General features: G+C 67.3%; 15 protein-coding genes. 6 read left to right on the top strand and 9 right to left on the bottom strand.

The window, feature by feature from the left end; translation table 11 throughout:
• The first annotated feature begins 26 nt into the window (after positions 1 to 26).
• The 6 genes from sufU to ACH5N8_RS13960 all read left to right on the top strand — a co-directional run bounded on the left by sufU (position 27) and on the right by ACH5N8_RS13960 (position 6,159).
• A complete protein-coding gene (sufU, locus tag ACH5N8_RS13935) occupies positions 27 to 482 on the top strand; it encodes a Fe-S cluster assembly sulfur transfer protein SufU (protein ID WP_460026526.1) in 456 nt (151 codons plus the stop codon).
• 21 nt (positions 483 to 503) lie between these two features.
• Complete coding sequence (locus ACH5N8_RS13940) at positions 504 to 815, top strand: non-heme iron oxygenase ferredoxin subunit (protein WP_483281762.1); 312 nt, start codon at positions 504 to 506, stop codon at positions 813 to 815.
• 75 nt (positions 816 to 890) lie between these two features.
• Positions 891 to 1,989, top strand: a protein-coding gene (gene prfB / locus ACH5N8_RS13945; protein WP_460026524.1) for a peptide chain release factor 2 whose coding sequence is annotated in 2 segments (ribosomal slippage) — positions 891 to 965 and positions 967 to 1,989 — 1,098 coding nt in all. Because the reading frame shifts where the segments join, the coding sequence is not laid out codon by codon here.
• Between the two features lie 2 nt (positions 1,990 to 1,991).
• Complete coding sequence (gene lysS, locus ACH5N8_RS13950) at positions 1,992 to 3,533, top strand: lysine--tRNA ligase (protein WP_483281763.1); 1,542 nt, start codon at positions 1,992 to 1,994, stop codon at positions 3,531 to 3,533.
• 584 nt (positions 3,534 to 4,117) lie between these two features.
• On the top strand, positions 4,118 to 5,512 hold the full coding sequence (locus ACH5N8_RS13955; RefSeq protein ID WP_483281764.1) for a histidine kinase: 1,395 nt from the start codon (positions 4,118 to 4,120) through the stop codon (positions 5,510 to 5,512).
• Complete coding sequence (locus tag ACH5N8_RS13960; protein ID WP_460026521.1) at positions 5,509 to 6,159, top strand: response regulator; 651 nt, start codon at positions 5,509 to 5,511, stop codon at positions 6,157 to 6,159. Before ACH5N8_RS13955 ends, ACH5N8_RS13960 begins: the two co-directional genes overlap by 4 nt.
• Before the next feature lie 64 nt (positions 6,160 to 6,223).
• Here ACH5N8_RS13960 and pqqA read toward each other — a convergent pair whose 3' ends face one another.
• The 9 genes from pqqA to ACH5N8_RS14005 form a co-directional block, all read right to left on the bottom strand.
• Positions 6,224 to 6,298, bottom strand: coding sequence for a pyrroloquinoline quinone precursor peptide PqqA (gene pqqA, locus ACH5N8_RS13965; protein WP_460026587.1), 75 nt, complete (start codon positions 6,296 to 6,298; stop codon positions 6,224 to 6,226).
• Positions 6,299 to 6,469: 171 nt separating this feature from the next.
• Complete coding sequence (locus tag ACH5N8_RS13970) at positions 6,470 to 7,006, bottom strand: SRPBCC family protein (protein WP_460026520.1); 537 nt, start codon at positions 7,004 to 7,006, stop codon at positions 6,470 to 6,472.
• A 41-nt stretch (positions 7,007 to 7,047) separates the two neighbouring features.
• Entirely contained in the window at positions 7,048 to 8,079 is a 1,032-nt protein-coding gene (locus tag ACH5N8_RS13975; protein WP_460026519.1) for a vWA domain-containing protein, read from the bottom strand.
• Positions 8,076 to 8,654, bottom strand: a complete 579-nt coding sequence (locus ACH5N8_RS13980) for an MxaK protein (RefSeq protein WP_460026518.1) — start codon at positions 8,652 to 8,654, stop codon at positions 8,076 to 8,078. Before ACH5N8_RS13980 ends, ACH5N8_RS13975 begins: the two co-directional genes overlap by 4 nt.
• Positions 8,651 to 9,622, bottom strand: a complete 972-nt coding sequence (locus tag ACH5N8_RS13985) for a vWA domain-containing protein (protein WP_460026517.1) — start codon at positions 9,620 to 9,622, stop codon at positions 8,651 to 8,653. The genes ACH5N8_RS13980 and ACH5N8_RS13985 overlap by 4 nt, the downstream gene beginning before the upstream one ends.
• Before the next feature lie 2 nt (positions 9,623 to 9,624).
• Positions 9,625 to 10,530: a nonribosomal peptide synthetase MxaA gene (locus ACH5N8_RS13990; protein WP_460026516.1), complete on the bottom strand. Its 906-nt coding sequence runs from the start codon at positions 10,528 to 10,530 to the stop codon at positions 9,625 to 9,627.
• Positions 10,527 to 11,372, bottom strand: a complete 846-nt coding sequence (locus ACH5N8_RS13995; protein WP_483281765.1) for a DUF58 domain-containing protein — start codon at positions 11,370 to 11,372, stop codon at positions 10,527 to 10,529. The genes ACH5N8_RS13990 and ACH5N8_RS13995 overlap by 4 nt, the downstream gene beginning before the upstream one ends.
• Positions 11,369 to 12,397, bottom strand: a complete 1,029-nt coding sequence (locus ACH5N8_RS14000; RefSeq protein ID WP_483281766.1) for an AAA family ATPase — start codon at positions 12,395 to 12,397, stop codon at positions 11,369 to 11,371. The genes ACH5N8_RS13995 and ACH5N8_RS14000 overlap by 4 nt, the downstream gene beginning before the upstream one ends.
• 125 nt (positions 12,398 to 12,522) lie before the next feature.
• Complete coding sequence (locus ACH5N8_RS14005; RefSeq protein WP_483281767.1) at positions 12,523 to 12,807, bottom strand: methanol dehydrogenase [cytochrome c] subunit; 285 nt, start codon at positions 12,805 to 12,807, stop codon at positions 12,523 to 12,525.
• Between the last annotated feature and the right edge of the window lie 5 nt (positions 12,808 to 12,812).

Raw genomic sequence — 12,812 nt, forward strand, 5'->3', positions numbered from 1 at the left:
CCCCAACCCGCCCATCACCACCCGCCATGCTGGACCAGATCCGAGACCTCTACCAGGAAGTCGTCTTCGACCATAACCGCAACCCGCGCAACTTCCGCGTCATGGAAGACGCCAACCGCAAGATCGAGGGCTTCAACCCGCTCTGCGGCGACCGCATCACTCTCTACGCCAAGGTCAGGGACGGCATCATCGAGGATGTCAGCTTTCAGGGTTCTGGCTGCGCCATCTCGACCGCCTCGGCCTCGCTGATGACCGAGATCGTCAAGGGCCAGACCGAGGCGGAGGCCGAGCATCTGTTCGAGCTGTTCCACCGCATCACCACCGGCAAGGATGGCGACACCGTCAACCTGGAGGAGATCGGCAAGCTGGCCGTGCTCGCCGGGGTCCGCGCCTATCCGGCACGGGTCAAGTGCGCGACGCTGGCCTGGCACTCGCTGCAGGCCGCCCTGCGGAACGAAGGCGACAGCGTCAGCACCGAATAAGCCCGCGCAACGAGGTCAAGCATGAGCGAGTGGAGAGATGTCGGCCGCGAGGGCAGCCTTGCGCCCGGCGAACATCTGGTGGCGGATGTCGACGGATATGAAATCGCCGTGTTCAATCTGGACGGCAACTATTACGCCATCCAGGACGCCTGCACCCATGACGGCGCCGAAATCGCCAGCGGTGCGGTCGAGGGCTGCGAGATCGTCTGCCCCCGCCACGGCGCACGCTTCTGCCTGAAGACCGGCAAGGTCCTGTCGCCACCGGCCTACGAGGATCTGGCCACCTATCCGGTGCGCGTGGAAAACGGCCGGATTCTGGTCGACTGCGAGTGAAGCCCGCGCCCGGCGAGGACACCGCGGGCCATGCCCTTGCCTGTATAATCGCCGGTCTTTGTCCGGGTACCAGCGATGCGCGAACTCAATCCACTGTACAACCAGATCAAGGATCTCAAGGGGCGCGAAGAGTCCCTTAGGGGGTATCTTTGACTTCGAAACCCGGCAGGAACGGCTGACCGAGGTCCTCCGCGAACTCGAGGACCCGAAGATCTGGGACAAGCCCGAGCTGGCCCAGGCGCTCGGCAAGGAACGCACCCAGCTGGAAGGGGTGGTCCACAACCTGACCCGGCTGCGCCAGGGGCTGCAGGATGCCGAGGAGCTGCTGGAGCTGGCCGTCGAGGAGAACGACGCGGACAGCGTCGACTCGGTCGCCGCCGACCTGGAGCGCTACGAAACCACGATCGCCGGCCTGGAATTCCGCCGCATGTTCTCCGGCGAAATGGACCCGAATAACGCCTTCCTCGACATCCAGGCCGGCTCCGGCGGCACCGAGGCACAGGACTGGGCCGCCATGCTCGAGCGCATGTACCTGCGCTGGGGCGAACGCAAGGGCTTCAAGACCGAGCTGGTCGAGGAATCCGCCGGCGAGGTCGCCGGCATCAAGAGCGCCACCATCCGCTTCGAGGGCGAATACGCCTACGGCTGGCTGCGCACGGAAACCGGCGTGCACCGCCTGGTGCGCAAGTCGCCGTTCGATTCCGGCAACCGCCGTCATACCTCGTTCTCGTCGGTGTTCGTTTCGCCCGAGGTCGACGACAACATCGACATCGACATCAACCCGGCCGATCTCAAGACCGACGTCTACCGCGCCAGCGGCGCCGGCGGCCAGCACGTCAACCGGACCGAGTCCGCGGTACGCATCACCCACCTGCCCTCCGGCGTCGTCGTCCAGTGCCAGAGCCAGCGCTCGCAGCACGCTAACCGCGACTGGTGCATGAAGCAGCTGCGCGCCAAGCTGTACGAACTGGAAATCCAGAAGCGCAACACGGAAAAGCAGAAGCTGGAGGACTCCAAGTCCGACATCGGCTGGGGCAGCCAGATCCGCTCCTATGTGCTCGACCAGTCGCGCATCAAGGACCTGCGCACCAACGTCGAAACCAGCAACCCCCAGCCCGTCCTCGACGGCGATCTGGATATGTTCATCGAAGCCAGTCTGAAAAGCGGTTTGTAATCATGAGTGATCCGAATTCCGACCCGAACGCCGCCGAGGGAACCGCCCAGAGCGGGCTCGAGGGCGACGAGAACAAGCTCACCGCCCAGCGCCGCGAGAAGCTGGCCGCCATCCGCGAGCGCGACGCCGTCGCCTTCCCCAACGACTTCCGCCGCGATGCCCTGGCCGCCGATCTGCACCGCGATCACGGCGAGGCCGACGCCGCCGCGCTGGAAGCGCAGCCGGTCGCCGTCAATCTGGCCGGGCGGCTGATGACCAAGCGCATCATGGGCAAGGCCTCCTTCGCCCACCTGCAGGACATGTCCGGCCGCATGCAGGTGTTCCTGCAGCGCGACAGCCTGCCCGAGGGCCAGTATGAGGCGTTCAAGAGCTGGGACCTGGGCGACATCATCGGCGTCGAGGGGCAGTTGTTCCGCACCAAGACCGGCGAGCTGTCGGTGCGCGTCGCCAGCGCCCGGCTTCTGACCAAATCGCTGCGGCCGCTGCCAGAGAAATTCCACGGTCTGACCGACGCCGAAACCTGCTACCGCCAGCGCTACCTCGACCTGATCATGAACGAGGACTCGCGCCGGGTGTTCCGACTGCGCAGCGCCATCGTCCACTACATCCGCGAGTTTCTCACCGATCGCGGCTTCCTGGAGGTCGAGACGCCGATGATGCAGGTCATCCCCGGCGGCGCCCGCGCCCGGCCCTTCATCACCCACCACAACGCGCTGGACATGGACCTGTACCTGCGCATCGCCCCCGAGCTGTACCTCAAGCGGCTGGTGGTGGGCGGCTTCGAGAAGGTATTCGAGATCAACCGCAGTTTCCGCAACGAGGGACTGTCGACCAAGCACAATCCCGAATTCACCATGATCGAGTTCTATCAGGCCTACGCGGACTACCGCGACCTGATGGACCTGACCGAGGCGCTGCTGCGCGGCATGGCGCAAAAGCTGCTGGGCGGCACCGTGGTCACCTACCAGGGCAGCGACTACGACCTGGGTCAGCCGTTCCGGCGCATGACCGTGCTGGAATCCATCCTGCACTACAACCCGGACATCACGGCGGCCGACCTGGCCGGGCGTGAATCGGCCGCCGCCATCGCCCGACGGCTGGGCATCAAGGTGGAAGCCAACGACGGCCTGGGCAAGATCCAGACCGAGATATTCGAGAAGACTGTCGAGGATCGGCTGTTCGAGCCGACCTTCATCACCGCCTACCCGGCCGAGGTCTCGCCCCTGGCGCGGCGCAACGATGCGGACCCCTTCATCACCGACCGCTTCGAGTTCTTCGTCGGCGGCCGCGAGCTGGCCAACGGCTTCTCCGAGCTGAACGACCCCGAGGATCAGGCCGAACGCTTCCGCAAGCAGGTCGAGGACAAGGCCGCCGGCGACGAGGAAGCCATGCACTACGACGCCGACTACATCCGCGCCCTGGAACATGGCCTGCCCCCCACCGCCGGCGAGGGCATCGGCATCGACCGGCTGGTCATGTTCCTCACCGACTGTCCCTCCATCCGCGACGTCATCCTGTTCCCGCACCTGCGGCGGGAGGGCTGACAGCCTCAGGCAGGGCAACAGCGGCAAATCTCCCGCCGCGATGCCTTGCCCCGCGGCCAGGGACAGCGACCGGACAACGGGACCGGCCACGACCGCTGCCCCGGCCGGACCGGCACCCTCGCCGCCAGAATGCGCTGAACGCCGGTGTCGAGCGGGCGCAGGTCCCACCCAGCGGCGGGAATTCCTCCTGAATTACGCCGTACCACCCGCCGTGCCTTGACGCCCCTGCGGGTGATCTCCTACCCTGCGGGCCGAACGTTGAAGCGGTGTTGGCGTATCTTCCGGCGCCACGCCGGGAACCTCGAAAACCCGCCCCTTGCTGCCCGGTACCGACGCAACGGCAAGATCTGTTGCACCGGAGCGCTGACCGGCCGGCCGGGCACATGGCACGCCGTGCAACCGCCGCGACTTTCCCGCCGACCATCGGCAAGGAAGATGCCGGTTTCCGGGCACGGATTCATGGGCCAGCCCACGCCCCACGGCGACGTCGCGATCGGCCAGGACGGTCCCGCGCCCCTGCCCCCCCGGGGGTCGGCACTTCGCGGCAGGCGTTTGTGACCCATTGCCCTGATTTCGACTCGAACATGATCAATACGCCTGGCCGACAGCGTTGGCGGGATCCGTCCCGGTCCCGGAGCAAACCGCCGCTCGGCCTGCAAACCCGGCTGAACCTCACCCTGGGCCTGGCAATGGCGGTGATCGTCGGCATCGGCTTTCTGTTCGCGATTCACGATGCCCGCCAGTCAGTGCGGAACGAGGCGCGATCGACGGTCAGCCTGGCCCTGCAACTGCTGGAGGCCGGTTTCGCCGGAGAGGACGGGAACGGCAAAGCCCTGTCGGGCTGGATGAGCCGGCTGGGCGGGCTCGACAAGATCCGGCACCTGCGGATCAGCGTGATCGGTCCGCAGGCATCCGCCATCAATTTTTCCGGCCATCATCCGGCAGCCGCCAGGCAGGAAGCGCCCGGCTGGTTCCGCTGGGCGGTGACCCCGGAGCCCATCCGGGTCGAACGACTGCTGCACGACGACCGGCAGCAACCCCTGACGATCCGGATCGAAGGCAGCGCCGATGACGAAATTCTGGAAGCCTGGTCCGAGACGCAGGGTTTCCTAATCCTGCTGCTGTCGCTGGCCGGCGCGGTCTACGCCCTGGTGAACCTGCTGGTCGGGCGCGCCTTCGGCCCGGTGGTCACCATTCTGGAGGGACTCGCGCACATCGAGCATGGCGAGTACGACAAGCGGCTGCCGGCGTTCCCGCTGCCGGAATTCGACGGCATTGCCAGCGCCTTCAATCTCATGGCCGGCCAGCTGGAAAAGACCCGCGACGAGAATCGCGCCCTGGTACGGCATTCCATGCTGATCCAGGAGGAGGAGCGCCGGCACCTGGCGCGGGAACTCCATGACGAGCTGGGCCAGTCGCTGACGGCCATCAAGGCCATGGCGGCGACGCTGCTGTCCAGGAACGGCGAGGCCAACACGCCCGCCCGGCAGATCGTCGCCATCTGCGACCATCTGTTCGGCGTGGTGCGCTCGATGATGCGCCGGCTCAGGCCCAGTGTGCTGGACGAACTCGGCCTGTCGGCGTCCCTCGAGGATCTGGTGGAAAGCTTCCGGTCCCGCCATCCCGAGCTGAAGGTCCATCTGCGCTGTGCCGCCGGGGTCGATGCCCGCTGTCCGACGTCGGCCATCGACCTGTTCCGCATCACCCAGGAATGCCTGACCAACACCGTCAAGCATGGCCAGGCACGCGAAGTGGCCATCGATCTGGGGGTCGTCCGGAGCGGGGCAACCGAATGGGTGGTTCTGCACCTTCGCGACGATGGCTGCGGTTTCGACCCCATGCTGCCGCAGCGCGGTTTTGGCTTGCGGGGCATCCGCGAACGGGTGGCCGGGTTGGGCGGCGAGATGGCCATCCGCACCGGCGCGGGCAAAGGCGTCGACATCGACATCCGGGTACCTGCCGAAGGAGCGCCATCATGAGTCAGCGCATCACTGTCATGCTGGTTGACGACCACGCCGTGGTGCGCACCGGCTATCGCATGCTGCTCGGCCAGTCCGCGCGCATCGACGTGCTGTGCGAGGCCGAAAACGGCGAGGCGGCCTGCCAGCTCTATCAGGAGTGGCAACCCCAAGTGGTGGTCATGGATCTGAACCTGCCCGGCATCGGCGGCCTGGCCGCCGCCCGGCGCATCATCGGGCGCGACCCCTCCGCCAGGATCCTGATCTTCAGCATGTACGACGAGCCGGTCTACGCGGCCCGGGCGCTGGAGGCGGGCGCGAAGGGCTACATCACCAAGAGCAGCACGCCCGCGATGCTGGTCGACGCCGTGCTGCGCGTGGCCCGCAACGAAACCCTGGTCGAGCCCGAGATCGCCCAGCGGCTGGTGACGCGCCGGTTCTCGAAGGAGGAGAGCAGCGCCTTTGCGCTGGATGTCCTGTCGGCCCGCGAATTCGATGTCTTCTGCCTGCTGGCGCGGGGTTACAGCACGCGGCAGGCGGCCGACGAGCTCAAGCTGAGCTTCAAGACGGTTTCGAACTACGCCTCACTGATCAAGGACAAGCTGAATGCGCAGACCAATGCCGATCTGGTGCTGATCGCCATCCAGCATGGACTGATCCAGTATTAAACCCCGCAACATGAAAACGGGGCGCCCGGTTGCCGGGCGCCCCCTCGCATCGGCCGGCGCTGGATCAGCGATGGCAGATATACATCGTGACTTCAAAGCCGAAACGCAGATCCTTGCAGACAGGTTTTTCCCAGATCATGTCGGTCTCCTCGATAGGGCTGGATGGCAATAAGATCGCCACGGTATCCGTGGCGACTGGATTCTAGGCCAGCACGGATGCCGGCCGATATGGCGGCCTACCCGAACCGGCACGGGAAAGCTTCCCGCCCGCACGGTTCCTGGGCCCGGCGCGCTGGCGCCAGGACCCGGCTCAAGGCGCAGCTTCCGCTTTGGCCTTGAGCTCGGCCAGGCCGGTGGCGAAGAACTGCTGCAGGGCCTGGGTGACCGCCTCGTCGCTGAGCGATTCCGGTGGTTCGTTGCCGGTATCGCCACGATAGGCGCGGCTTTTCCATTCGACCCGGGTGCCCTGCTCCGCCGCGCTCACCCGCAGGATGGCCGAATAGGAACTGGCCGGCAACGCCTTCACGTTGGCTTCGCTCATCCGGTACTGATATTCGTGCTTGTCCGCGTCCCAGGCATCCAGATCCTCATGCAGGACCTCGCCATTGGCGAACACCAGGGTGCGGCGCGCGCCCGGCTGGTTGCCGTTGCTGGATTCGCTGGACTTGAGTCCGCGGTGCCAGCGGCTGATGGCGCCGAAATCGCCCGCCAGGACCCAGACGCGATCCACGGGGGCGGCAATGTCGATGGTTGCGACGATCTTCTGCGGTGTGGGGCCGTGCGCCATGGCGACCGGGGCCAGCAGCAGGGTCAGGGTTGTCAGACCGGTTCGAAAACGCGTGAGCATGTAGGTTCTCCAGACAGGTGATGGGGAAAGGCCATACGGGGTCATGGGTCGGCGGCGGACAACCGGCCACGTCGCCAGGGCAGCGCCGCCCGCCAGAACCCTGCGGGCCGGGCGCGAGTCGCGACACCGGCGGCACGGAAACGCCCCTGCCGATAGGCGAGCACCGTGAGCGCCAGGGCCAGCGTCGCGGGTATCCAGCGCAGATCGACGAACACGCGCGCGGGCCTGGCGTACTCGGGCTGCAGCAACGTCTCGGCGAGGGTGCCGACCTCCAGCCGCCGGTATCCGAGCCCGCTGGCCCCGGCCAGCTCGCGGAGGTAATCCTCCCGCAGGGCCGAGAGATGCTCGGTGCCGCCCGAGGGTGCACTGCCGAACGGGGCGTTGCGGGCGTGGTAGCCCTCGATGTCCTCGGGCGCCATGTCCGACAGGCCAAAGGTCGAGCGCTGCGGCACCTCGTCCTCGGCCACGAACCCCAGCGGCCGGCCGGTTTCGTCGAATTTGGGAATCGGCATCGGCGTGTTGCCGCCGACACCGACCAGCCATCCGCCCAAGCGGCCGCGAACCCCTTCGAAGCGCGTTCGGTAGCGGGGATTGACGGGCGGCGCCTCCTGCCCGTCCGTGAAAAACAGCACGTCGGCCTGGTAGCCGGCCAGGGACTGGAAGGCATCCAGCAGACCCGCGGCGATCCGGCTGTCGGCGGCCCAGGCCATGCGCCAGTCCAGCCGCTCCAGCGCCCCGGCGATGTCCTGAAACCCGGTGCACACCTCGATCGGCTCGAACAGCAGCGTGCTGCTGCGTTCGGTGAAGACGCCCAACCCCAGCTGCGAACCGCAGGGCAAACCGGCAATGGCCTCCCGCAGCGCCTGGCGGACGACATCCAGCCGGCTGACCATGCGGTTGCCGAGACGATAATCGGTCACGGTCATGCTGCGCGTGATATCCACCACGGCCAGGTAACGGAAGACGGCGCCTTGGGTGGCCATGCCCAGAGGCAGGCAGGCCAGCAGGGCCAGGGCGCAGGCACCGGCCAGGCAGCGCGTGGCAGGATCACCGGGCAGCCGCCGCCAGGTCATGGCAGTCCCCGCGGGAAGCCGGGCACACGAGTCCAGAGTTTACGGGCGGCGTCTTCCTCCGGCTGCGGTTGCGGCTCCGGTTCGCTGTCGACCCGGTCGAAATCGGGCATCAGCCGGGCCGCGACCTCGTAGTTGTACTTGGCGGCCCAGTCGTCCGGACGGCGACGCAAGGCCCGCCGGTAAGCCTGCTTGGCCAGTTCCGCCAGCGTGCCGGCCTGGGTCGGCTGCGCGTGCTCGACGGCGACGATGGCGCGACGGAGGTAGACATTGCCGAGGTTATACAGGGCCTTGGTGCCGATAGCCGGGGAGGAGGACTGGGCGAGTTCCGCCAGCACCGCCTCCGCATCGCGGTAATCCTCCCGCCCGGCCAGATACAGGGCATGGGCCAGACGCACGCTTTCCGGAGCGCCGAAGCGCCGTTCGGGACCGATATCCCGCCCGGCCAGCAAGGTTTGCAGCGCGGTGCCGACGAGCCGGTTCTCGCGCCAGCGCCAGAACTCGGCGGCAAAGGCCGCCAGGGCCAGGACGGCAAGCAGCAGCGCCGTTGTCTGGCGGAGGGAGAAGGTCGGCCTCACAGGCGGATTTCCAGGCGCTTGACCATCAGCAACGCCAGCAGCGCCCACGCGGCCAACCCGTAGCAGAGTCCCCGCAGGTCCTGGCGCGGGTGGATTTCCTGGTAGCGCAGCGGGGCCTTCTCGGCGCGGTCGATGTCGGCGATGGCCTGGCGCACAGCCTCGGGGTTCTCGGCCTGATACGCCTTGTAGGGAATGCCGAGACTTTCGAAGAACAGATGCAGGTACCGCTCGGGCCGTGCCTGCGGCGTATCCTCGCTGGGCGGCGGAATGTCGAACAGGCCGGGATTGCCGGCAGTGCGCAGGAAGATCCAGTACACATGCGGGTGCCATTGCTGAAAGCTGCGCCGCAGCAGCGCCTCGCTGTCCGGATCGATGACCGCCGCGCCATCCGAAACCAGCACGATGCCGCGGTTGCCGCCGGCGGGATCGTCGGGGAAATAGGACAGCGCCATGGCCAGCCCCTTGGCGATATGCGTCTGCGCCAGCCCCGGCAGGGCGGACGCCCTGACGGCGGCAGCCGCCGCCTCGCGGTTGGCCGACAGCGGCAGGACGAACAGCGGCGAGGTGCTGAAGGCGGCGACGCCGATGCGGTCGTGGGGGCGGCTGCCGATGAACGCCTCCAGGAAACGGACGGCGGCACGGGACTTGGACTCCTCGCCGCCGGCCGGCGAGCGCCCGGCGAAGCTGTCGTCCATGCTGCGGCTGCGGTCCAGCAGCAGGACCAGGCTGGCGCCATGACCGGTCCGCTCGACCGCGTACTGGCCGCGGAACAGACCGGCGAGCCCGGCCACCAGCAACAGGATGGCCAGCGCCCCGGTCACCTGGATCGCCAGGTGCAGACAGCGGGAGAGCGCGTCGCCGGGCAGGAGAACATGCCATGAGTAAGCATTCCCATGGTGCAGGGCGCTCAGGAACGGCAGCAGGGCGAGCGGCGCGAGCCATAACCAGAGGGGCTGGGCAAACGACATGGCTAGCGCCGCTGCCGTTCCAGCCGCAGGCAGGCCAGCGCCAGCGCGTCCAGCCGCTCCAGGCCGTAATCCCCGCTCGATCCCGCGGCACCGAAGAACAGGCGGTAGGAGGCCTGGAACCAGGCCCCGATCTCGCCCCGCAGCGGGTGATAATCGGGATGCTGCTCAATGAAGCGCGGCAGGTCCTCGGCGAACAGGGGCCTGCCAAGGGTTCGCTCGAAGGCCCGGTGCAGCAGCAGGAAACCGGCGCGCACGGTGTCAGGCTTCTGCGGCTGGCGCATGAGCGCGCGCAGTTCCCGGCGAGCCGCGCGGAAATGCCGGCCCTGCCGGCCAAGGGTGAGATAGCCGCCCAGATGCCCCAGGTAGGCCAGCGCTACCAGCGCCAACGCCAGGAACAGCGCCATGTTCCTGGCCGGTCGGCGCGTGTCCGGGCGCTCGGGCGGCGCATCCGGCTGCATCAGGCGCATGCCGCCCTCGGCCATGACCGCGGGACCATGGATAGGGGCCACGGTGATGGGCCAGGCCGGCACATCGATGGGCTGGCGACCCCCATCCGGCGCCAGCCGTTGCAGGGTCATGGCCGGGATGGTGAGGGTCTTGACCGCCAGCGGCACGTAGAAGACCTGATATTCCAGGTGCAGACGGAGCAGCTGGCTGCCGCGCGGTTCCGTCCAGACCCGCCGCAATTCCAGCCAGCGGTTCACCGGACCGGGCCGGGGCAGCGTCCCGGTATCGAGCGCATGGCCGGCATGGCTGGGGATGTCCAGCGTGGCGTGGATCACATCGCCGAGGACATGACCGTAATCACGGGCCGTTTCCACGCGTGCCGCGACGACTGCCGCCCCGGCCGGGTCGCCGAGCAGGCCGGTCAGCCAGACGATTCGCCACAGCCGCGCCGCCGTCTTCATGTGCCGGCCAGGAAATAACGGTTGACCGCCGCCGCGCTGAAACCCCGATCGAGCAGTAGCGGCCGGCGGCCATGGCGGCGGAACAGCGCGTTCAGGTGCTCCCGGCGCTGCGCCAGATTGGCGATCAGGCGTTCCCGCAGGGCGGGACGGATCAGCAGCAGACGTTCATGACCGGCTTCGGCATCGACGAGGCGCGCCAGGCCCGGCGGAGACGGCAAGGTCTCCCGCTCGTCCCAGATCACCACCGGCACCAGCCAGTGCCCGGCCAGGGCATCCAGCAGCGCCTGGATCGCAGTCAGCGGCATGTGAAAGTCGGACAGCACCAGTACCAGGCTGGCGCGCGCCGGCAACCGGCGCGCGGCGGCGAGCAGGCCCTGGCTGCCCACGCCCCGGGGTTGCCCGCGGCGCAGGCGGGTCGCCAGCAGCCGGGCCGATCCGGGCCAGCGGGTGGCGCCGAAGGAAAATTCCGGCAGGATCCGCTCGGCGGCGCCGTAAACCCCCAGGGTATCGCCGTTCCTGTGCGCGGCGGCGGCCAATGCCTCGACGAAATCAGCCATGACCACAATCTTGGGACAGTCGCCCCGGAAGGCCATGGAGGCGGAGAGATCGAGCAGGGCGAAAACCTTGAGGGTGGTGAGCTGCTCCTGGAGGCGAACCTTCAGGTTGCCGAAGGGATCGGCCAGGCTGGCGCGAAGATCGAGACGCCTGGGGTCGGGATGGGACAGGAACGGCGCCAAATGCCGGAACAGATGGCCTTCACCGGTGTTCCTGCCACGATGGGCACCGGGTCGGAAGCCGTCGAACCGGCCCGGCAGCCGGTAAAGTATCTCGGCCGTATTCAAGGCGCGGACACCGATCCGAGAATCCGGTCGATCAACAAGGGCACCAGCTCCGCCCGACGGTACTCGTAGACCGGCCTGAACAGCAGGCGATGGCGCATGGCGGCGGGAAACACGGCCTGCACATCCTCCGGGTGGACATGCGCGCGCCGGGCCAGCCAGGCACGGACGCGGGCGGCCCGCACCAGCTGGCTCATGGCCCGGGGGCTCGGACCCGCCTCCAGGAGCTGGCCGGCATCGGTATCCGGCAGTCGGATGCCGAAATCCTCGGGCTCGGCGGCCGCCTGCCAGAGTTCCCGCACATAGACCCTGAGCGCGGGGCTGGCCGTGACGCCGGCCTGAATGGCATTGGCTACCCGGTTGATCTGTTCGAGCGGGAAAACGCCGGGCCGGACGCCTTCCAGCAGGCTGTCGACATCGTGAAACCGGGGATTGAAAGCCAGTTCGTCGAGGATGTCCGGTTCGGGGGGATTGCGTACCTCGATTTCCAGCATGAACCGGTCGCGGGCGGCGGCCGGCAGCTCGAAGGTTTCCTCCTTTTCCACGCGGTTGCGGTCGGCGTAGACCTGCAGGTAGGGAAAGACGTAATCGCGGTTGAAGGCCTTGACGCTGCGCTCACCCATCACCCGCAACAGCAGCGAGTGCACCTGCGGTCGGGCACGGTTGATCTCGTTGAAGAAGAAGGTCGCCAGCCGGCTGCCCTTGCCGAGCAGCGGACCCGGCGAAACCGCCGGCTTGCCGGCGTCGTCCAGATAGGTGTAGTAGATCAGGTCGGCAGGCATCAGGTCGATGGTACCCTCGATACGTTCGGACTCCCCGCCAAGGGCTCGGGAAACAGCCCGCAACAACGTGGTCTTGCCGACGCCGACGCTGCCTTCCAGCAGGGCGTGGCCCCGCGAGAAGACGGCGATGGTCAGCAGGCGCAGCACGCTGTCCTGGCCCACGATGGCCTTTTTGACCTCGCGCTCGAAGGCTTCCGCCTGAGGCCAGGCATCGGCCAGCAAGCGCTCCGGATCGTGCTTTTCCATGATTCGGGAAATCCAGCTCAAGAGTGTCCTGATCCGTTGACGACTGCCGCAGGAGAACCGGGGACATGCGCCCGCGGGCGAACCGCGTTCCCAGTCGCCCCCGGCCCTTGGTACAGACGATTCGGTTACTTGATGTCCTCGACCTTGTAGACGAACTTGCCGGTCTTCACGAAGTTTTCATGACGCTTCCGATTCCGCTCTTCCATGGCCTTGATCGATTGCGACTGCTTGTTCAATTCGGCGGGGTCATGCTTGGGATCGTACTTGCTGCCGGCGACCTTGTCGGGGAATCCTGGCTTGGGTTCCCAACACTCGCCGGGCGCCTTGCAGTGGGTGCCGTCGTAGGCATGTACATTCAGCGCAGCGCTGACCAGCGCCACTGTAAACATCGTCTTAAGTTGGATTTTCATGGGTT

Source organism: Methyloparacoccus sp. NF-16 (assembly GCF_056880625.1).